Genomic DNA, 19436 nt, shown 5'->3' with positions numbered 1-19436 from the left:
TGAACTAATTCGTGAGTTATGAGTCCATAAGTATCATTTATGAATTTATGAGTACCATTCGTATCCTTTAGACTATTTTTATTTACTGATAGCATTATTAATAGCATTATTTTTAGTATAATCTAATCCTGGCCAAATTTCATTCATTTTAGGCCAATTTTTCACTATCTTTTCTTCAAGTCCATTAAGAAATTTATTTAATGTTTCATCGATATTTATAATTGCAGATTCAGATTGTTTGTTTTGTTGTTCAGTGTTATTAGATACGGCGCTATTATTATTTTGGGAATTATTGCTAGCACATCCTGATAATACAAATATTATTAGTAGTGAAAATGAAAGGTATTTTAAAAAATTTTTTAAAAATATTTTCAACATTATCTACTACTAAATTTAAAAATAAATGTTAACAAATTATATTATATAGATGAATACTATTCAATTAGATTATTTATAATTAATAAAATAATAAATTTAGATATTGACAAATAATTATTAGGAATGTTACTGTGACGATAGGGTTTTAATTTTTAATTAAATGGTGTAGCTTTTGTTAGAAATAATATAGGTTTAAATATTTGAATTTTTTAAGCATTTTAATTTTATAATTGTGTTTTGACTATGGTGTAGTTTTTGACTATGCCATTTTTATTTAATAAAATTTGTAAGGAGGAAAGGTTATGGATTTATTTGAAAAAACTCTATTTAAGAAAGAAATATATAATGGGAATTTTTTTACAGTTGAAAAGCTGAGCGTATTACTTCCAGATGGAAATACATCGACAAGAGATATTGTAAGGCATTGTGGGGCTGTAGCAATTATTGCAGTTACGCAAGATGAAAAAATACTATTTGTTGAACAATTTAGAAAACCAGTTGATAAAGTTTTGCTTGAAATTCCTGCAGGGAAACTTGAGCTAAATGAAGATCCTTTAAGATGTGCGATTAGAGAACTTGAAGAAGAAACGGGATATACATCAAGTGATGTTGAGTTTTTAGGGAAGGTTGCTATGACTCCAGGATTTTGTGATGAAGTTATGCATTTCTATTTTGCGAAAAATTTAAATGTTGGAGTGAAGGGTGGAGATGAAGATGAATTTATAAATGTCTGTGAGTTTACACTTGATGAAGTAAATCTTATGATATCAAGAGGTGAAATATTAGATAGTAAAACTATAAGTGGAATAAAATTATTTGAAATTATGAAAAAATAAAAAACAATCAAAAATTTATTTTTTTATTTAGAATATAAAAAATATTTTTCTCATACTTATTTAACAAAGGGGGATGAGAAGATATGGTAAAAAGTAGAACACTGACAGTTGGATTAAAGGAGAATTATAGTAAAAATTTTATTATTTATATGATGGTTTTATTATTTTTACTATGTGGATTTTTGATTGGAGTTTATTTATTTACCTATTTAGATTCCGAACTTGTTTCGTATATTAGAAATGATTTTATAGAGTATATGAAAGTGGTTAAAGAAGGAGAATTTAGTTTTTTAAATAATCTTAGATTTAGCTCGCTTGTGCTTATTGTGCCTATAGCTATTTTTGTGTTATTTAGTACGAGCATTATGTTTTCACCAATAAGTTTAGTTACTTTGTCTTTAAAAGGATTTACTTTAGGATTTACGACTACGTTTTTATTAACAAATTTTGAGTTTAAAGGTATATTGTTAACGATTTTTACGATAATAGTGCCTAATGTGTTGATTATTTTTCTTTACATATTGTTGTGTGTTAAGAGTATATCGAGGGGAATATCGAGAACTAGATTTAAGGGAAGATTTTCTTCAAATGATAACTCAATTACATTAAGATTTCTGATTTTGTTCATAATATTTAGTGTTTTAATTGCTTTGTTGTTTAAATGTTTATTAACACCATTTATAATAAAATTGATATTTTAAACGAATACGAGGTGAAAATTTGTGATCAAAAGGGTTATTTTAATAATTTTAGATAGTTTAGGCGTTGGAGAAATGCATGATTCTCATGAATACGGAGATAAAGGATGTAATACATTTCGACACATAATAGAAAAAGCTAGTAACATATCTATAGAAAATTTTAAGAAATTAGGTTTGGGTAGGATAGGATCTTTAAATTTGAGCAGCGAAGGTGGACAAATTGCATCTGTCGGTGTATGTAATGAATTATCACGAGGTAAAGATACTATTACAGGACATTTAGAAATAGCAGGTGTTTTAACAATAACTCCTCTTAGGACTTTTCCAAATGGATTTCCTAAAGAAATTATAGATGAATTTGAGAGTAAAATAGGGAGAAAAGTTATAGGTAATTGTGTTGCTTCAGGCACTGAAATTATAGAAAGACTTGGAGAAGAGCATATGAAAACAGGAAGTCCTATTTTGTATACTTCTGCAGATTCTGTTTTTCAAATTGCAGCTCATGAAGAAATTATATCTGTAGATGAACTTTATAAAATGTGTGAAATTGCGAGAGATATGCTCGTTGGAGATAATTTGGTAGGAAGGGTAATAGCTAGACCTTTTATTGGAGAAGTTGGTGCATTTAAGAGAACTGCTAACAGGCATGATTATGCTATAGATCCCCCAGGGAAGACAATGCTTGATTATATGAAAGAGAATGGAAAAGATGTTATAAGCATTGGTAAGATATATGATATATTTAATGGATCTGGTATTACTGATAAATTTAAAACTGTGAATAATCTTGATGGCATCAATAAAACAATTGAGTTAATGAGGAAGGATTTTAATGGTCTGATATTTACGAATTTGGTTGATTTTGATATGATGTATGGTCACAGGAATGATGTTGAGGGATATGCAAATGCTATATCAGAATTTGATTCAAAATTGCCAGAAATAATAGATAATATGAAAGAAGAAGATTTGTTAATATTAACAGCAGATCATGGATGTGATCCAACAACACCTGGGACTGATCATACAAGAGAGCAAATTCCATTAATTGTTTATGGTAAAAATATAAAAGTTTCAAATCTTGGTTTAAGAGAAAGCTTTTCTGATATAGGGAAGACAATTTTAGATGTGTTTGGGATAGGTAATGATCTACATGGTAAGAGTTTTAAATGTGATATTATAAGTGATTGTTAGGTGACAGTATGAAAATTATAGATATTATTGATAAGAAGAAGAAAGGATTAGAGCTATCAAAAGAAGAAATACATTATTTTGTAAATGAATACACAAATGGTAATATTCCAGACTATCAGGCATCTGCACTTCTTATGGCAATGTTCATAAACAAGATGACGCCTAATGAAACTGCTAATTTAACTCTTGCTATGGCATATTCTGGTCAAACTTTAGATTTGAGCGATATAGAAGGAGTGAAAGTTGATAAGCATTCAACTGGTGGAGTTGGAGATAAAGTTTCTTTAGTTGTTGCTCCTATAGTTGCATCTTGTGGTATACCAGTTGCCAAGATGAGTGGAAGGGGACTTGGTTTTACAGGAGGAACAATTGATAAGCTCGAATCTATTGAAGGATTTAAGACTGATATGACAATTGATGAGTTTAAATCTTATGTTAAAAAGCATGGAATTGTTATATCTGGGCAAACGGATGAATTAGCTCCAGCAGATAAAAAAATATATGCTCTTCGAGATGTAACATCAACTGTTGATGATATCTCTCTAATTGCAGCCAGTATAATGAGTAAGAAAATAGCATCGGGTGCTGATGCGATAGTTCTCGATATAAAAGTTGGAAGTGGAGCTTTTATGAAAACTATTGAAGATGCTGAAATTCTTGCGAAAACTATGGTTAGTATTGGAAATAGTTTAAATAGGACAACGATTTGTATAATTTCTAGTATGGATGAGCCACTCGGATTTGGAATTGGAAATATTATTGAGGTTAGAGAAGCCATCGAAGTATTAAAGGGAAATGGACCAAAGGATTTAGTAGAGGTTTGTTTAACTATATCTTCTATTATGGTTTATTTGGGTAAGAAGTCGAATTCAATAGAAGAGGCGAGAGAGATTGTTTTAAAAAGTATAAATGATGGAAGTGCCTATAAAAAGTTTAGAGAGTGGATAGAGTGTCAAAAAGGGAAATTATCAGTAATAGATAATATTTCTGAATATAGAAAAGCGAGCAATATTGATATATTTGTTGCGAAAGAGGAAGGATATATAAGTTCAATAAATGCACAGGAAATAGGAAAAGTCGCAATGCTTTTAGGTGCTGGAAGAGAAACTAAGGAAAGTATTATTGATCCATCTGTTGGATTGATTTTTGAGAAAAAGGTTTCTGATTATGTTAGAGCTGGAGATGTAATATGCCAAATTCATCATAATAATTATGGAAATATTGACATGATAATGGAGCATCTTAATAAAAATATTAATATTTCTGAACAAAAACAAACGAAGAGTGAATTAATATATAAAATTATAAAATAATATTTAACATTATAACCATATTAAATATTTTCACAAAAATTGGTGATTATATTTGTATGGTTATTTTTTTATATCAAAGGGAGGATATTCATGAGAATATTTAAATCGGTTTTATTTGGTGTGTTATTTTCCTTTATAGTTGGTTGTTTGCCAGTTCATGCTATAAATGATACAAGTAATGGAACGGATGTAGAAGCACGTTCGGCTATATTAATGGAAGTTGAAACGGGAAAGATTGTATTTGATAAAAATTCAAAAGAAAAGTTTGCCCCAGCTTCAGTTACAAAAGTAATGACAATGCTTTTAACAATGGAGGCTGTTGATAGTGGAAAAATAAAATTGGATGATGTCGTGACAGTTACAGAAAATGCCCAGAAGATGGGTGGAAGCACTATGCTATTAGAGGCAGGTGAGTTGAGAACTGTTGAAGATTTATTGAAAGGTGTTGCAATAGCATCTGGTAATGATGCAGCTGTTGCACTTGCTGAATATCTAGGTGGATCGGTTGAAAATTTTGTTAAGAAGATGAATGATAGGGCAAGAGAGCTTGGAATGAAAGATACAACATTTCAAAACCCTACAGGACTGCCTACAGAGAATCATTTGACAACAGCTTACGATATTTCAATTATGTCTAGAGAGTTATTAAAGCATGAAACTATATTGAAGTATAGTGGTACATATATGGAAACAATTTCTACAAATAGAAAAACTCCAATAGAGCTTGTTAATCATAATAAACTCGTTAGATTTTTTAATGGATGTGATGGGTTAAAAACTGGATTTACTAATGAAGCTAAGTATTGTATTTCTGCTACAGCACAAAGAAATGGTGTTAGAATGTTATGTATAATAATGGGAGCTCCAACTTATAAAATAAGAAATAGAGATGCAAGTATGCTTTTAAATTATGGATTTTCATTGTTTGAAAGAAAAGAAGTAATACAACAAGATTCTGAAATTTCTAAACTTCAATTAGGAAATAATAAAGATAATTTTATAATTTTAAAAGCAGCTCAACCATTGAGTCTGGTTGTAGAAAAAGCAAATGAGCTTAAAATAACAACTAAGCTTGAAGTGGATAAGAGTAAAAAGAACATTAAGCAGGGAGATATTATGGGAACAGCTATATTCTTAATTGATGGGAAAGAAGCTGGAAGAGTGGAAGTATATAGTGATCGTGATATGAAAAATAGTAGTGTATTCGATAAATTATTTTCAATCTTTAAGAAGGGCGATAAGGTAGAAGATAATTCAAACGTTGAGGAAAATTCAAGTAAGCAGGAAGAAAATAATAAATAAGACCTTAGAGTAAAGTTAAGTAAAAAAGGGATAGCTAATTAAGCTATCCCTTTTTATAATTTAGTTATTAATTTTACATCTTTTATAGTTTATAGTTATAATGTAATGTACTTAATTGTATGAGGGGTAAAAAATGATGAGTAAAATTGAAGAGTTAATAGAAAGACTTTGTCCTGATGGTGTTGAGTGGAAAGAGTTGGGAGAAGTTGCAAATTTTAGGAGAGGTGCATTTCCGCAACCTTATGGAAATGCTAAATGGTATGGAGGGGAAAATTCTATGCCATTTGTACAAGTAGCAGATGTAGATGATAATTTTAATTTAGTAGCAAATACAAGACATAAAATATCAACTATTGCAATAGAAAAAAGTGTTTTTGTTAAAAGGGGAACAGTTATAGTTACTTTGCAAGGAACGATTGGAAGAGTTGCTATAACTCAATATGATTGTTATATAGATAGGACGCTAGCATTGTTCCAAGATTATAAAATAGATATAAATAAGAAATATTTTGCTTATCAATTAAAACAAAAGTTTGATTATGAAAAGAAAACTGCTAGGGGAAGTACATTGAAAACAATTACTAAAGAAGAGTTTACAAAATTTAAAATTCCAATCCCACCATTAGAAATACAAGAAGAGATTGTACATATTTTAGATTCGTTTACAGAGCTTACAGCAGAGCTTACAGCAAGAAAAAAACAATATGAATTCTATAGAGATAGTTTGCTTACTTTTGGTGATGAGGTTGAAAGAGTAAAATTGAAAGATGTTGCTATTAAATTATTTAGAGGTAACGGAATAAAAAGAGATGATTTAACAAATGATGGAACACCGTGTGTAAGATATGGTGAAATTTATACAGAGTATGGTATACATTTTGAAAAATGTAAATCTTTTACTAATGAAAATCAAGTAAAAAATAAAAAATATATAGAATATGGAGATATATTATTTGCTATTACAGGTGAAAGTGTTGAAGAGATTGGAAAGTCTACTGCTTATATTGGAAATGAAAAAGTATTAGCTGGTGGGGATATTTTGATTTTGAAACATAATCAAAATCCAAAATATTTATCGTATTTTCTTTCAACTGAAGATGCAAAAAAACAAAAAATGAAAGGCAAAGTTAAAAGTAAAGTAGTTCACACAAATGCTGAATCAATAGGAAATATATTAATACCTCTTCCACCACTTCCAGAACAAGAAAGAATAGTTTCAATACTCGATAAGTTTGATAAATTGTGTAATGATATATCTGAAGGACTTCCAGCAGAGATTGATGAGAGGAAGAAACAATATGAGTATTATAGGGACAAGCTTTTGACTTTTAAAGAACTTGAGAAATAAACAGAAAGGGTGATACGAGTGGAAGGAACTGTTAAATTAATAAAATTTACTATAGTTGTTTCAATTATATCCTTGATGGCAAGCATTGTATCTTATTTAATTCCAATAAATTTTATAAATGATTTTATTTTTACAATATCTATAGGAATATTTACAAGTGTTCTTGTTGTTTTAATGTCTGAGATACAAAAATACATTACGGGAAAGAAGAGCGTTGAGGGATATATTTTTTATCAAACAGTTTATTTATATATGGAATTATTTTTAATGGAACAAAACATAATCGAGTATCAAAAAAACACGAGAGTCTCTATTCCTGCTAATTTATTAGATCAAAGATCAGAAAATATTCGATGTCAGGTTAATGTATTAAAGAGTGTTGATTATACACCATTTATTAAGAAAAATATGTTTAAAAAAATGCATCAAAGGTTTTGTATGAAAATAGGACCAGATATTATTAAGGTTACGGTGGGGAACCTTATGTTGAATAATGCAATTTTAGATGCGAAAATAGTTAATTTGCAGAATGGGTTTAATGAAAATAAAATGATTACTTCTATAGATGAGCCGGTTAAAACAGTATTATTTAATCAGCTTAATAAAGTTTCAAATGCTTTAGGGAAAGTGGATGAATATTTGAATTATATTGATGGATATTCTAATTATCGATATAGTTGGGAACGAGAAAAGAAAAATATACATTCCAATTATGTGGGTACACTTGAAAAAGATTATTATAAGGAAGGATACTTGAGAGGATTATAACTTTAAAATTTAAATCTCACCATTTTAAGGACAAGCTTTTGAATTTTGAAGAACTTAAAAAGAGTTAGTTTATCTTTTGAAGAATTTACTCGATATGAGGATATGTGATAGTATTTAATTAAGTAAAATTTAAAAAATATTGGGTATTAAGTAATGGATATAAAAATTGAAAACTTTGAAGGTCCATTTGACCTGTTGTTACATCTTATAAAAAAAAATAAGATGAGTATTTATAATATAAATATCTATGATATAACCATCCAGTACATAGATTACATAAATGAAATGAAGGAACTTGATCTTGATATTGCATCAGAGTTTATTGTTATGGCCGCAACACTTATTGAAATGAAGTCTCGTCATCTTGTTCCACAAAAGTTAAACAAAGTGAATGAAGAAGAGAAAGAGGAAGTATCAACAGATTTATTATTTGATAGGCTCATAGAATATAAAAAATTTAAAAGGGTATCGGAGATGTTGCTATCTAGATATCAGGATCAGGGAAATGCATATTTTAAAAAGCCTGAAATAATCGATCAGCCAAAAGATGAAGTCGTTGATTTAAATCAAATATTTAAAGATATAGATATATTGTATTTTTATGAGAAGTATAAGAAACTGATTAACTCTTATATAGAGAAGCAAAACAATATTAATCCTATACAAAATAATATTTATTTGGATAAGTTTAGAGTTGAGGATAAAATACGGGATTTGAAAAACACTTCTGGGGTTGTTTTAAGGTTTAATGAAATAATTAAGCCATGTATCGATAAAGTGGAGATAATTATTATTTTCATTGCAATACTGGAACTAGTTAAACAAAATTATTTTAAAATTATACAAGTTGGTAAATTTACTGATATCATATTGGAAAAAAATAGTATGGAATATGGAGAATATGAAGATGAATGACAGGTTTATTTTGAATAAAGCGATTAAAGATAAATTTTTCTCTGCTATAGAATCATTGTTATTTGTACATGGAGATCCAATTTCTTTAAAAGATATAAGTGTTGTACTTGGGGAGGAAATCGACTTTGTAAGACTTCTTATGGATGAATTTGAATTGTTATATGAAAATTCTAATAGGGGATTAAAATTATTTAAGATAGATGATAAATATCAGTTTGGAACAAAACCTGAAAATGAGAAATATATAGTTAAATTGCTCAAAACTAATCAGCGTCAATCTTTATCTCAGGCAGCGATAGAAACATTGTCAATAATTTCATACAAACAACCTGTAACACGAGTTGAGATTGAAGAAATAAGAGGTGTAAGAAGTGATAAGGCAATACAAACCTTATTAGATAAAGATCTTATAAAAGAATCTGGAAGACTCGAAGTTATAGGTCGTCCTATTTTATATGGAACAACCGATAATTTTTTAAAGCAATTTGGGATTGAAAGATTAGAAGAACTTCCAGCTCTTGAAGATGTACAAATTGATGATTAAATAAATCCTATAAGGCAACCAAGTAAAAAGAAAATGATTGCGAATAATAATCTTCTAATAAAAAATACGTTAGATTTTGACATAATAATCTCCTCCTTATGGAGATATTATTATACTAATTTAGTATTGAAGTCAATAAAAAATTAACATGGCCATTTAAGATATAAGTTGCAGTTTAAATATATAATCAACGTGCTTAAATTTTATATTTATAAAATGTTGTATAACATTATATAAAACTTAATTCTTATAATCTTAAATGGCCCTGTTGTTATATTGTCCTTTATATTTAAAACTTATTCAATAAAATGTGTGCTAGAGTTGATTTAGAAAGTCTTCTTTAGTATTTTTAGTAAATAATTTTATTTTATTATCAATTTCTAGTACAATTAAAGGTATACCTAGTTTACCATTTAATTTACAATCATTAAATATGTCTTCATAGTTATCACGAAAGTGTAGAAATTTTTTGAGGTTTTCAAGACTTTCTATTATGTTTATAAATTCAAATTTGATTTCCTTATCTGAGAGTTCTTTTTTCAATGCTGAGCAATCTGGGCATTGTTCATTTCCATATACTTTTATATTTTTCATAAAATCATCCTCCTAATGTTTATATCTAAAACTATATTTCTATAGTCTGATTTCTGTTTGGTCCAACAGATATTATCGAAATTTTAATTCCTGTAGTGAGCTCAATTGTTTTTATATATTTCTTAGCGTTATCTGGTAAATCATCAAATGATTTTATTTGTGTTATATCCTCCATCCATCCGTCTAATTCAATGTAGATGGGCTCACATCTAGAAAACTCCTCTATTGTTGATGGAATAAATTCTATTTTTTTACCGTCTAGGTTGTATGCTACACAGATTTTTAATTTATCAAATCCTGTTAAAACATCTAGTAGTGTTACTGCTAAATTTGTAATTCCGGAAACTCTTTTCCCGTGTTTTAAGATCACAGTATCCAGCCATCCAATTCTTCTTTCACGTCCAGTTGTTGTTCCATATTCATTTCCAATCTTACGTATTTTTTTTGAAGTTTCACAGAATATTTCTGTTGGGAATGCTCCTTCACCAACACGAGTTGAGTATGCTTTTGTTATACCTAAAACTTTTTGAATATATTGTGGGGAGATTCCACAGTTGAGAGCAACAGATGATGCTGAAGGTGATGAGCTTGTAACGTATGGATAAGTTCCATGGTCTAGGCACAGCATTATACCTTGGGCACCTTCGAATATGACATTTTTATTTTCATTTAAAGAGTTTGTTATAAATACAGAGGTATCTATTATTTTTGATTTTATTGTATCTATATAAGATGTGTATTTATTAAAAATTTTATCTTTATCAAAAATTTTATTTCCAAATAGAGATAGTATTTTGTTTGCATAATCAACGTTTAAAGAAAGTTTTTCGTAGAAGGAGTCTTTGTTTAATAAATCTCCGAATCTAATACCTATTCTCATATATTTATCAATATAGCATGGCCCGATTCCTCTCTTTGTTGTTCCAACCCTGTTATCTCCCTTTAAGTTTTCAAATGCTTCATCAAGTTCAATGTGATATGGAAATAGTATGTGTGCTCGATTTGATATGTAGAGATTTTGACAATTTATACCTTGATCTATTAGAGAATTTATTTCTTTCACAAGAACGCTGAGATCTATAACCATTCCATTTGATAATATGTTAATAGTTTTTGGATTAAAAATGCCAGATGGTATTAAATTAAGAGCAAAATGTTTATTATCGAATTTTATTGTATGTCCTGCATTATTTCCACCTTGGTATCTAACACAAACATCAAACTTATTTGAGAGATAATCAGTAATTTTACCTTTACCTTCATCTCCCCATCCTGTTCCAACAACAACTAATGAATTCATGTAAACAACTCCTAACACAAAATAAAGATTAGTTTCAAGTTAAGTATATCAGAAATTATAGAATTTAAGTTTGTTTTTTGTTAAAATTATCGTAGAGTTAAGGAAATATTATCTATGTTCATTAAGGAGGGTAGTATGGAAAAAATTAATAATGATAGGATATGTGTAGGTCTTGCGGGATTTGGATTATCGGGGAGGTTTTTTCAGGCTCCATTTCTTCATTCAGATACTAGATTTAATCTTAAAAAAGTCTATGAAAGGACTTCAAATAATTCAAAACAAGAGTATCCAGAAGTTGAAATTGTAAGGAGTTTTGAAGAGTTATTGACGACTGATATTGATCTCGTTGTAATTTCAACTCCAAATCCTTATCATGTTTCTATGGCATCTCAAGCTATGAAGGCTGGAAAGCATGTTGTTGTAGAGAAACCTATTGCATCAACGAGCAAAGAAGCGAGAGAGTTATGCGAAATTGCAAAGAATGAGAAGGTTTTACTTTCTGTTTACCAAAATAGAAGGTTTGATGGAGATTTTTTAACTGTTAAGAAAATAATAGATGAAAATTTGATTGGTGAAATTTTGGACTATGAATGTCATTTTGATCGATTTGTAACTGGAAAGAGTAAAAAACAATGGAAGGCTGATGGTGGAAAAGGAATAGATCTCTTATATGATATTGGGGTTCATTTGATTGATCAGGCTTATAGTATTTTTGGAATGCCAGATGAAGTGTATGCAGATTTAAGAAAACAGCGTGACGAATCTTCTGGAATTGATAATTTTCAAGTGTATTTGTACTATAAAGATAAGAAAATTACGTTATCAGCTGGAGAAGTTGTTGCTATGTCTGGTCCTCATTTTATGATTCATGGATCTAAGGGAAGCTTTATAAAATATGGGAATGATTTACAGGAGAGTAGATTAATTTCTGGAATGCGTCCTAATAAATCAGATTTAGGTCGTGATGAAGAAAAATATTTTGGAACACTTTGTAGGATTACTGATCATGGATTTTTAGAAGAGAAGATAGTAACAGAGTTAGGTGATTATGGGAGATATTATGATAATATTTATCGTGTTATAAATAATGGTGATGATTTATTTATAAAACCAGAAGAGGCTGTTGATGTCATGCGAATTATTGAAACTGCACAAAATAGCAGTATCGAAAAACGAAGGATTAGGGTATTATGATTGAAAGATATTCACGTAAAGAAATGTTAGATGTGTGGTCTAATGAAAATAAATTTAATGCTTGGATGAAAGTTGAATTATTATCTAGTGAAGCTTTTAGTAAACTTGGAGTTATACCTAAAGATGATATCAAGAAACTTTGGGAGAATTGTAGAATTGATGTTAATAGGATGCTTGAGCTTGAGAAGGAAATGAAACATGACGTTGTTGCGTTTACGAGGGCACTTAGTGAATATTTAGGAGAAGAGAAGAAGTGGGTTCATTATGGTCTTACAAGTACAGATGTTGTTGATACAGCATATGGATACATTTTGAAACAAGCAAATGAAATTATAATTAGAGATATAGAGGAGATATTGGAAGTTTTAAGCAGGAGGGCTATTGAGTACAAGGGGGTTCCTTGTATAGGAAGAACCCACGGTGTACACGCAGACATAACTTCATTTGGTCTTAAATTTGCCCTATGGTATGATGAAATGAGGAGAAATTTAGAGAGGTTTAAGATGTCTTCACAGGGTGTTGAGATTGGTAAGATAAGTGGTGCTGTTGGAAATTATGCAAACATTGATCCATTTATACAAGATTATGTGTGTGATAAGCTTGGAATTAATTCATCGAATATATCAACTCAAACACTTCAACGAGATAGACATGCATTTTATATTTCGACAATATCTTTAATTGGTTCGACGCTTGAAAAAATTGGAATAGAGATAAGGCATCTCCAGAGGACAGAAGTCCGAGAAGTTGAGGAAAGATTTTCAAATGGACAAAAAGGATCAAGTGCTATGCCACATAAAAGGAATCCAATTTCTAGTGAAAATATATCGGGCTGTGCTCGTGTTTTGAGAGGTTATATGATTACATCTTTTGAAAATATTCAGCTCTGGCATGAGAGAGATATTTCACATTCGAGTGCGGAAAGAATAATACTTCCTGATGCTACAATTTTAGTTGATTATATGCTAAATAGGATGAAGAATATTTTGGATAATCTAGTTATATTTAAAGATAATATGCTTGAGAATATAAATAGGACATATGGTATTATTTTTTCTCAAAGAGTTATGAACAGTTTGATAAATAAGGGATTATCCAGAGAAGATTCCTATGATATTATTCAAACTTTAGCGATGCATTGTTTCATAAATAATTTGGATTTCAAAGAAATGTTGCTTAATGATTCTTCAATTTTGAAACATTTAACTCCAAATGAAATTGAGCAATGTTTTACAATTGATTATTATATGAAAAATGTTGATGTGATTTTAAGGAGAGTTGGCATTTTGAAATAATTTTTAAGGAGGAAATAATTTGAAATCAATAAGGGATATAGAGGTTAGATATTCTGAAACAGATCAAATGGGTGTTGTTTATCATTCTAATTATTTGGTTTGGATGGAGATTGGGAGAACAAATTTTATAAAAGATATTGGATTTAATATGGTAGATTTTGAAAGAGATGGATTTTTATTTCCTGTTTACGAAATGGATATAAAGTTTATAAGTCCCACTCGTTATGATGAAAAAATTTATGTAGAAACATCCATACATAAATTATCAAGAGTTAAGATGGTATATGAGCAAAGAATTTTAAATGATAAAAATGAAGAAAAGACTAGAGCATTTGTTACTATTGTTTGTGTAACCAAAGATGATTTTAAGATTACAAGATTTGATAGGGAGTTAAAAGAATTTTATGATAGGTGCTTGAAGTTTTTAGAAAGCTGAGGCTTTATAATATATTTAAAATTTAATTTGAAGTGCATACGTTTCGTATGTACTTTTTTTTTTAATAATATTGGAAATAATTCCATTGTTGTAGATTGAATTATAATGAGCAGTTAGAAGAATAATAAAAGATACAAATAATTAGATTTTTGAGGAAGTGAACACAGTGAAAAAAGATAATTTAAGCATTATTGGGATTGTAGTTGGTATTGTCATGCTACTCTATGGGATGTTAGGACCAGGAACCTCGCTCATGGCATTTGTAGACATTAAGTCGTTTGTAATTGTTATAGTTGGTTCGTTTGTTGCCTTATTAGTTAGTTTTTCAATGAATGAAATAAAGTCTGTTGGGTCTTACATGAATGTTGTACTTAGGGATACTAATAGAGATAAGATTGCCTTTATTACACAAATAATAAATCTTTCTAAGAAAGCTAGAAAAGAGGGAATGTTATCTTTAGAAGCTGAGATTGAGAATATGGATGATGCTTTTTTAAAGCAAGGTATTAAGTTAATTGTTGATGGCGTTGAGGAAGATGCTATAGTTAATATTTTAGAGAGTGAAATGGAAAATTACGAGGAAAGAATGAAGCGAGGAGTCAAGTTTTTTAAACAGTGGGGAGCATATGCACCAGCTTTTGGAATGATAGGAACTCTTATTGGACTTATTCAGCTCCTCGGTAATATGGAAGATATTAATAAGCTTGTTTCAGGTATGGCTACTGCACTTATAACTACACTTTATGGGGCTATTGCGGCAAATTTAATCATGTTACCTCTTGCAGATAAAATATCACTTAATTCTGGTAAAGTTATGGATTTTATTATGCTTGAGTATAAGGCAATAAGGTGTATAAGGTCTGGATATACTCCAAAGATGATACAAGAAATTTTAAGTACATATTTAGAAGAAAGTGAAAAGGTTAAACTTGAAGAGAGTATAAAGGCTAATAAATAATTAATTTGTTTGGAGTGAGAAGTTTATGGGAAAGAAAAAAGATGAGGAACAAGGCGGTGGAGCTCCTGAGTGGATGGTTACATTTTCTGATGCGATGACTCTGCTTATGGTGTTTTTTATACTACTATTTTCAATGTCAACTATAGATGCAAAGAAGGAAGCTCAGCTTAGTATGGCGTTTAATAATATATTTAATGGTGGAGGCAACAATCCTATTGTTGATGAAGGAGTTGGTGATGAAACTTTAAATAACGGAAGTATGGAAGAGGAAATTGAGGAACATCAGGATTCTTTAGTAAACATATTAAATGAGTTGATTATTGAGAAAGGACTTAAGGATTTTATTTCAGTTGAAATAGTTGAAAGAGGAGTTTCTGTTGTGGTTGTTGATTCATTACTTTTTCAATCAGGAAGAGCTGATTTGAAAGGAGAAAGTAAACATATTCTTAAAGATATTGCTGGAGTTTTGAATGAAATTGATAACCAGATAATTATTGAGGGACATACAGACAATGTTCCAATCAACACATATATGTTTGCAAGTAATTGGGAATTATCAACCGCAAGAGCAGTTGTTGTTACTAGGTTTTTAGTTGAATCTGCAGAGGTTAATCCTACGCGTATATCTGCTCAAGGTTATGGTGAGTTTAGACCGATTGCATTGAATGATAATGCTGAGAATAAGGCGAAAAATAGAAGGGTTAATATTTTGATTTTGAATAAAGTAGAAGGGTGATTTTATGGCAAGTGATGAAAAAAAGAAGTCAGGTAAGGGGATTATTATAGTTGTAGTGATTTTACTTTTGGTGATTATTTTGGGTGCAGTTGGAGGATTTTTTATAATTTCGAAGATGAATAATAGTGATCAACCAAAGAAGATAGTTGAAGAAGTGATTCAATTAGATGATATTGTAGTTAATATAAAAGATCCTTCTAATAAAAAATACGTAAAGGTTTCACTGGCAATGACCTATGATTCAAAGAATAAAAAAGCACTTGAGAGTATCAATTTAAATATTTATAAAATAAAGGATGCGATTATAACGATATTTAAAGATAAATCAGTTAATGAACTTGAAAGTAGTGAGGGAATTGAATCGGTTAAGCTTGAGATTAAAAATACAATTAATTCGATTCTTGAAAGCGAAATGGTTTTGTCTATTTACTTTACAAATTTATTAGTGAATTGAAGATTAAGATGAGTAATGTTATGAATGTGTTTTCATTAATTTTAATTTTAGTAATCCTTATGTTAATTTATGTGAAATTAAATTTTAAAGGTATTCAAAGTCAGAATTTATTTATAAAGGTAATTTCGAGAGTGGCTATTTCAAAGGACAATTACATTTTGATTATAAGGGTTATTGACAAGTATTATTTATGTTCCTCAACTCAGAGAGGAATTAATGTTATTGAGCATTTAGATGAGAGCAAGGTTTTGGAGTGTATGAATAATAGGAAGAGTACATTTTCAGAGGGAAGGTAATTGTTTATGAAGAAGGCTTTCTGTAGGTTATGTATGTTAGTTACTTTAGCGGTTGTACTTATTGAGTGTAGGGTGAGTGCATTAGGCATTTTTTCAGATAGTAATGAAGGATTTATTAGTAAGAATATTGAGCTGTTTATATTTTTTACGCTTCTTACTTTTTTACCTATGTTAATAATAATGACGACGAGTTTTACAAGAATAGTTATTACATTTGCTTTTTTAAAAAATGCCTCAGGGCTCCAAAATGCAATACCTAGTATAGTTTTGGTTGGACTTTCAATAATACTGACTTTTTTTATAATGATGCCGATTGGTGAAAGGATTAACAATGATGCGATTATTCCATATATGAATAAAGATATCAGTGGGAAGGAAGCTTATGATAGGGGACTTCTACCTCTCAAAGAATTTATGTTTAATCAGACGAGGCAAGATGATTTGGAATTATTTCTAGAGCTCTCAAAATATGAAGGGGAAGTAACATCAGAGAATATTCCAATTACAACTCTTATGTCATCTTTTGCACTTAGTGAACTTAAGACATCATTTCAGATTGGATTTTTGATATTTATTCCATTTTTGATAATTGATATGGTTGTTGCGAGTATATTAATGGCCATGGGAATGATGATGGTTTCACCTGCTATAATATCGCTCCCGTTTAAGATACTTCTTATTGTACTCGTGGATGGTTGGAGACTTGTAATTAAATCATTATTTATAAGTTTTGGAGGTGTTTGATGAGTCAAAATTTAGCGATTGCGATAATAAGAAAGGCTTTGTTTACTGGATTTAAAATATCAATTCCATTCTTATTGATTACAATGATTATTGGAATAGTTATAAGTATAGTTCAAGCTATTACGCATTTAAATGATCAGAGCTTAACTTTTGTTCCTAAGGTTTTAATATTATCATTGATGGGACTTATGATGGCACCTTTTGTTATTAAGCAGATGGTTAAGTTTACAAATGAAATGTTTAATATAGTTCAAAAAATTACAACTGGTTAGGTGATTACATTGAATTTTGAAATCGATTATAAGATTCTTTTCTTGATAATTATAAGGGTCAGTTCATTTATTGTTGTATCTCAAGTATTTTTTCCAAGAGGTATTAGCAATGTTTTTAAGATTATGTTTTCAGTTATATTTGCATTTATGCTGTTTCCAATCATTTATCAGAATATTGAGATTAATCTTCGTGGAGATGAACAGTACATATTTTTAATTCTATCGGAAACATTAATAGGGTTGTTGATTGGGATTTTTGTTAATTTACTTTTTCAACTTTTTAGTGGAATTGGATCTATTTTAGATTCTCAGGGTGGATTTTCATCTGTACAGGTATTTGACCCTATGACTAATAATAATTCGAGTGTAATAGAGAAGATTTTTTATTGGATTTCACTTAGCGTATTTATAATTTTAAATGGTCACCATTATTTTATACGGGCATTTATATTTAGCTATGAAAAGATAGGGATTGGTAACCTGAATATTTCTTCGGACTTTTTAAATAGTTTTATTTTTTCAATGCTTACGATCCTTAAAACATCATTTATGATAATAATTCCTATCGTTATAATTTTGATATTTGTTGATATTATCTTAGGAATAATATCAAAAATAATCCCGAAGATAAATATGATACTTGTGAGTTTTCCATTTAAGATAGCTGTAACTATATCTCTTTTAATTATATCGATAAAAATTATATTTACAAGGTTTACAGACATCTATGTAGATTTTAATAATTTAATTTTCAAAGTATTTTCTTTTTCACCAGTGCTTTTTGTATTTTCTGATGATAAGACAGAGGAGGCAACACCCCATAAGAAAAAGAAGGCAAAAGAGGAAGGGAATGTTGCTAAATCTACATTTCTAGTTTCAGCGATTTCTATTCTTGGAGTTGTCGGAGTGATTATACTTGGGAAATTTATTTTAAGGGAACTCAAAAAAATAATGGCATATTTTCTTGGTGATGGGATTGCTTACAATTATGGTGGATATGATGTCGTTTATATTTTTAAACTTGTATTACCAAAGATTTTAATTATGATACTTATACCTGGAGTTATTTTTATAGGACTTTCTATTGTATCAAATATAATTCAAACGGGTTTTTTAGTTACTTCAAAACTTTTAAAACCGAATTTTAAAGATTTAAATCCATTGAATACAATCAAAAGTATTTTTAGCATTAAATCATTATTTGATTTGTTTAGGGATCTTATTATTGTTGTGGTTCTTTGTTATTTATCGTATCAATTTATCATTGATAATGTGGAAACTTTTTTAAGGATAGGTAATTTTAAAGTGAGTCAATCTTTTTCATTTATTGTACCACTTTTTATATCCATTTTTATTAAAATTTTTGTTGTAGTTGGAGTAATAGGAGTTGTTGATTTTACGATTGAGAAGTTTCGCTACAAGAAAAAACTTAGAATGACGAAGCAAGAGGTTAAAGAAGAATTCAAACAAATGGAAGGAGATCAACAAGTTAAATCTCAAATTAGGCAAAAAGGTAAACAGATAATTATGCAGAACATGATGTCTAACGTTAAAGACTCATCTGTTATTATAACGAATCCAACACATATAGCAGTTGCACTTCGATATAAGCAGGGGGAGGATATGGCTCCTAAACTAATGGCAAAGGGTATAAATCATGTTGCATATAGGATAAAAGAAATTGCTCAAGAAAATAATGTGCCTATTGTTGAAGATAAACAACTTGCTAGATTTATTTATAATAATGTGGAATTAGAGCAAGAGATACCACAAGATATATATAAGGCAGTGGCTGATATTTTAACGTACATATTTAAACTTAATAACAAAAGTAAAAAGTATTAGTGAGAGAGGGGTG

22 protein-coding genes are annotated in these 19436 nt (G+C 29.4%); 19 read left to right on the top strand and 3 right to left on the bottom strand.

The window, feature by feature from the left end; translation table 11 throughout:
* Positions 1-78: 78 nt before the first annotated feature.
* Positions 79-378 (bottom strand): hypothetical protein, encoded by a 300-nt coding sequence (locus SFBMNL_RS05875; protein ID WP_005805592.1) that lies wholly within the window; start codon positions 376-378, stop codon positions 79-81.
* Positions 379-680: 302 nt separating this feature from the next.
* Between SFBMNL_RS05875 and SFBMNL_RS05870 the strand changes: the two genes are divergently transcribed.
* The 9 genes from SFBMNL_RS05870 to scpB all read left to right on the top strand — a co-directional run bounded on the left by SFBMNL_RS05870 (position 681) and on the right by scpB (position 9299).
* Complete coding sequence (locus SFBMNL_RS05870; protein ID WP_005805594.1) at positions 681-1214, top strand: NUDIX hydrolase; 534 nt, start codon at positions 681-683, stop codon at positions 1212-1214.
* Positions 1215-1297: 83 nt separating this feature from the next.
* Positions 1298-1915, top strand: coding sequence for a stage II sporulation protein M (locus SFBMNL_RS05865; RefSeq protein ID WP_042294818.1), 618 nt, complete (start codon positions 1298-1300; stop codon positions 1913-1915).
* Positions 1916-1936: 21 nt separating this feature from the next.
* Positions 1937-3109, top strand: coding sequence for a phosphopentomutase (locus SFBMNL_RS05860; protein WP_042294817.1), 1173 nt, complete (start codon positions 1937-1939; stop codon positions 3107-3109).
* Between the two features lie 8 nt (positions 3110-3117).
* Positions 3118-4422, top strand: a complete 1305-nt coding sequence (locus SFBMNL_RS05855; protein WP_042294816.1) for a pyrimidine-nucleoside phosphorylase — start codon at positions 3118-3120, stop codon at positions 4420-4422.
* Between the two features lie 90 nt (positions 4423-4512).
* Positions 4513-5724, top strand: a complete 1212-nt coding sequence (locus SFBMNL_RS05850) for a D-alanyl-D-alanine carboxypeptidase family protein (protein WP_042294815.1) — start codon at positions 4513-4515, stop codon at positions 5722-5724.
* 136 nt (positions 5725-5860) lie between these two features.
* On the top strand, positions 5861-7072 hold the full coding sequence (locus SFBMNL_RS05845; RefSeq protein WP_042294814.1) for a restriction endonuclease subunit S: 1212 nt from the start codon (positions 5861-5863) through the stop codon (positions 7070-7072).
* An 18-nt stretch (positions 7073-7090) separates the two neighbouring features.
* Positions 7091-7840, top strand: a complete 750-nt coding sequence (locus SFBMNL_RS05840; protein ID WP_042294813.1) for a hypothetical protein — start codon at positions 7091-7093, stop codon at positions 7838-7840.
* Between the two features lie 153 nt (positions 7841-7993).
* A complete protein-coding gene (locus tag SFBMNL_RS05835; RefSeq protein WP_042294812.1) occupies positions 7994-8755 on the top strand; it encodes a segregation and condensation protein A in 762 nt (253 codons plus the stop codon).
* Positions 8748-9299 (top strand): SMC-Scp complex subunit ScpB, encoded by a 552-nt coding sequence (scpB, locus tag SFBMNL_RS05830; protein WP_042294811.1) that lies wholly within the window; start codon positions 8748-8750, stop codon positions 9297-9299. The genes SFBMNL_RS05835 and scpB overlap by 8 nt, the downstream gene beginning before the upstream one ends.
* Before the next feature lie 315 nt (positions 9300-9614).
* Here scpB and SFBMNL_RS05825 read toward each other — a convergent pair whose 3' ends face one another.
* On the bottom strand, positions 9615-9893 hold the full coding sequence (locus SFBMNL_RS05825; RefSeq protein WP_005805610.1) for a glutaredoxin domain-containing protein: 279 nt from the start codon (positions 9891-9893) through the stop codon (positions 9615-9617).
* A gap of 31 nt (positions 9894-9924) precedes the next feature.
* Positions 9925-11193, bottom strand: a complete 1269-nt coding sequence (locus tag SFBMNL_RS05820) for an adenylosuccinate synthase (protein ID WP_042294810.1) — start codon at positions 11191-11193, stop codon at positions 9925-9927.
* A gap of 135 nt (positions 11194-11328) precedes the next feature.
* Between SFBMNL_RS05820 and SFBMNL_RS05815 the strand changes: the two genes are divergently transcribed.
* From SFBMNL_RS05815 to SFBMNL_RS05770, 10 genes are all read left to right on the top strand, one after another.
* On the top strand, positions 11329-12387 hold the full coding sequence (locus tag SFBMNL_RS05815; RefSeq protein WP_042294809.1) for a Gfo/Idh/MocA family oxidoreductase: 1059 nt from the start codon (positions 11329-11331) through the stop codon (positions 12385-12387).
* Entirely contained in the window at positions 12384-13682 is a 1299-nt protein-coding gene (purB, locus tag SFBMNL_RS05810) for an adenylosuccinate lyase (protein ID WP_042294808.1), read from the top strand. Before SFBMNL_RS05815 ends, purB begins: the two co-directional genes overlap by 4 nt.
* Before the next feature lie 19 nt (positions 13683-13701).
* Positions 13702-14118, top strand: coding sequence for an acyl-CoA thioesterase (locus tag SFBMNL_RS05805; RefSeq protein WP_005805618.1), 417 nt, complete (start codon positions 13702-13704; stop codon positions 14116-14118).
* Between the two features lie 166 nt (positions 14119-14284).
* Complete coding sequence (locus tag SFBMNL_RS05800; protein WP_042294807.1) at positions 14285-15076, top strand: motility protein A; 792 nt, start codon at positions 14285-14287, stop codon at positions 15074-15076.
* Positions 15077-15101: 25 nt separating this feature from the next.
* The gene (locus SFBMNL_RS05795) at positions 15102-15812 is read left to right on the top strand and encodes an OmpA/MotB family protein (RefSeq protein ID WP_005805622.1); all 711 of its coding nucleotides are present in this window, start codon (positions 15102-15104) and stop codon (positions 15810-15812) included.
* Positions 15813-15816: 4 nt separating this feature from the next.
* Complete coding sequence (locus SFBMNL_RS05790; RefSeq protein ID WP_005805624.1) at positions 15817-16266, top strand: flagellar basal body-associated FliL family protein; 450 nt, start codon at positions 15817-15819, stop codon at positions 16264-16266.
* A gap of 8 nt (positions 16267-16274) precedes the next feature.
* Complete coding sequence (locus tag SFBMNL_RS05785) at positions 16275-16562, top strand: flagellar biosynthetic protein FliO (RefSeq protein WP_005805625.1); 288 nt, start codon at positions 16275-16277, stop codon at positions 16560-16562.
* A gap of 6 nt (positions 16563-16568) precedes the next feature.
* On the top strand, positions 16569-17306 hold the full coding sequence (gene fliP, locus SFBMNL_RS05780) for a flagellar type III secretion system pore protein FliP (protein WP_042295299.1): 738 nt from the start codon (positions 16569-16571) through the stop codon (positions 17304-17306).
* The gene (locus SFBMNL_RS05775) at positions 17306-17578 is read left to right on the top strand and encodes a flagellar biosynthetic protein FliQ (RefSeq protein WP_005805629.1); all 273 of its coding nucleotides are present in this window, start codon (positions 17306-17308) and stop codon (positions 17576-17578) included. Before fliP ends, SFBMNL_RS05775 begins: the two co-directional genes overlap by 1 nt.
* On the top strand, positions 17579-19423 hold the full coding sequence (locus SFBMNL_RS05770) for an EscU/YscU/HrcU family type III secretion system export apparatus switch protein (RefSeq protein ID WP_242838744.1): 1845 nt from the start codon (positions 17579-17581) through the stop codon (positions 19421-19423).
* Positions 19424-19436: the final 13 nt, after the last annotated feature.

The sequence above is a fragment of the Candidatus Arthromitus sp. SFB-mouse-NL genome (assembly GCF_000709435.1).
Taxonomy (GTDB): Bacteria; Bacillota; Clostridia; order Clostridiales; family Clostridiaceae; genus Dwaynesavagella.
The sequence above is the reverse complement of the archived record's forward strand: the minus strand, read 5'-3'. Positions and strand labels throughout refer to the sequence as shown.

What these genes read in the sequence shown, in the direction of transcription:
- SFBMNL_RS05875 (WP_005805592.1), bottom strand. Translation starts at nt 378, where the DNA reads ATGTTGAAAATATTTTTAAAAAATTTTTTAAAATACCTTTCATTTTCA.
- SFBMNL_RS05870 (WP_005805594.1), top strand. Translation starts at nt 681, where the DNA reads ATGGATTTATTTGAAAAAACTCTATTTAAGAAAGAAATATATAATGGG.
- SFBMNL_RS05865 (WP_042294818.1), top strand. Translation starts at nt 1,298, where the DNA reads ATGGTAAAAAGTAGAACACTGACAGTTGGATTAAAGGAGAATTATAGT.
- SFBMNL_RS05855 (WP_042294816.1), top strand. Translation starts at nt 3,118, where the DNA reads ATGAAAATTATAGATATTATTGATAAGAAGAAGAAAGGATTAGAGCTA.
- SFBMNL_RS05850 (WP_042294815.1), top strand. Translation starts at nt 4,513, where the DNA reads ATGAGAATATTTAAATCGGTTTTATTTGGTGTGTTATTTTCCTTTATA.
- SFBMNL_RS05845 (WP_042294814.1), top strand. Translation starts at nt 5,861, where the DNA reads ATGAGTAAAATTGAAGAGTTAATAGAAAGACTTTGTCCTGATGGTGTT.
- SFBMNL_RS05835 (WP_042294812.1), top strand. Translation starts at nt 7,994, where the DNA reads ATGGATATAAAAATTGAAAACTTTGAAGGTCCATTTGACCTGTTGTTA.
- scpB (WP_042294811.1), top strand. Translation starts at nt 8,748, where the DNA reads ATGAATGACAGGTTTATTTTGAATAAAGCGATTAAAGATAAATTTTTC.
- SFBMNL_RS05825 (WP_005805610.1), bottom strand. Translation starts at nt 9,893, where the DNA reads ATGAAAAATATAAAAGTATATGGAAATGAACAATGCCCAGATTGCTCA.
- SFBMNL_RS05820 (WP_042294810.1), bottom strand. Translation starts at nt 11,193, where the DNA reads ATGAATTCATTAGTTGTTGTTGGAACAGGATGGGGAGATGAAGGTAAA.
- SFBMNL_RS05815 (WP_042294809.1), top strand. Translation starts at nt 11,329, where the DNA reads ATGGAAAAAATTAATAATGATAGGATATGTGTAGGTCTTGCGGGATTT.
- purB (WP_042294808.1), top strand. Translation starts at nt 12,384, where the DNA reads ATGATTGAAAGATATTCACGTAAAGAAATGTTAGATGTGTGGTCTAAT.
- SFBMNL_RS05795 (WP_005805622.1), top strand. Translation starts at nt 15,102, where the DNA reads ATGGGAAAGAAAAAAGATGAGGAACAAGGCGGTGGAGCTCCTGAGTGG.
- SFBMNL_RS05790 (WP_005805624.1), top strand. Translation starts at nt 15,817, where the DNA reads ATGGCAAGTGATGAAAAAAAGAAGTCAGGTAAGGGGATTATTATAGTT.
- SFBMNL_RS05785 (WP_005805625.1), top strand. Translation starts at nt 16,275, where the DNA reads ATGAGTAATGTTATGAATGTGTTTTCATTAATTTTAATTTTAGTAATC.
- fliP (WP_042295299.1), top strand. Translation starts at nt 16,569, where the DNA reads ATGAAGAAGGCTTTCTGTAGGTTATGTATGTTAGTTACTTTAGCGGTT.
- SFBMNL_RS05775 (WP_005805629.1), top strand. Translation starts at nt 17,306, where the DNA reads ATGAGTCAAAATTTAGCGATTGCGATAATAAGAAAGGCTTTGTTTACT.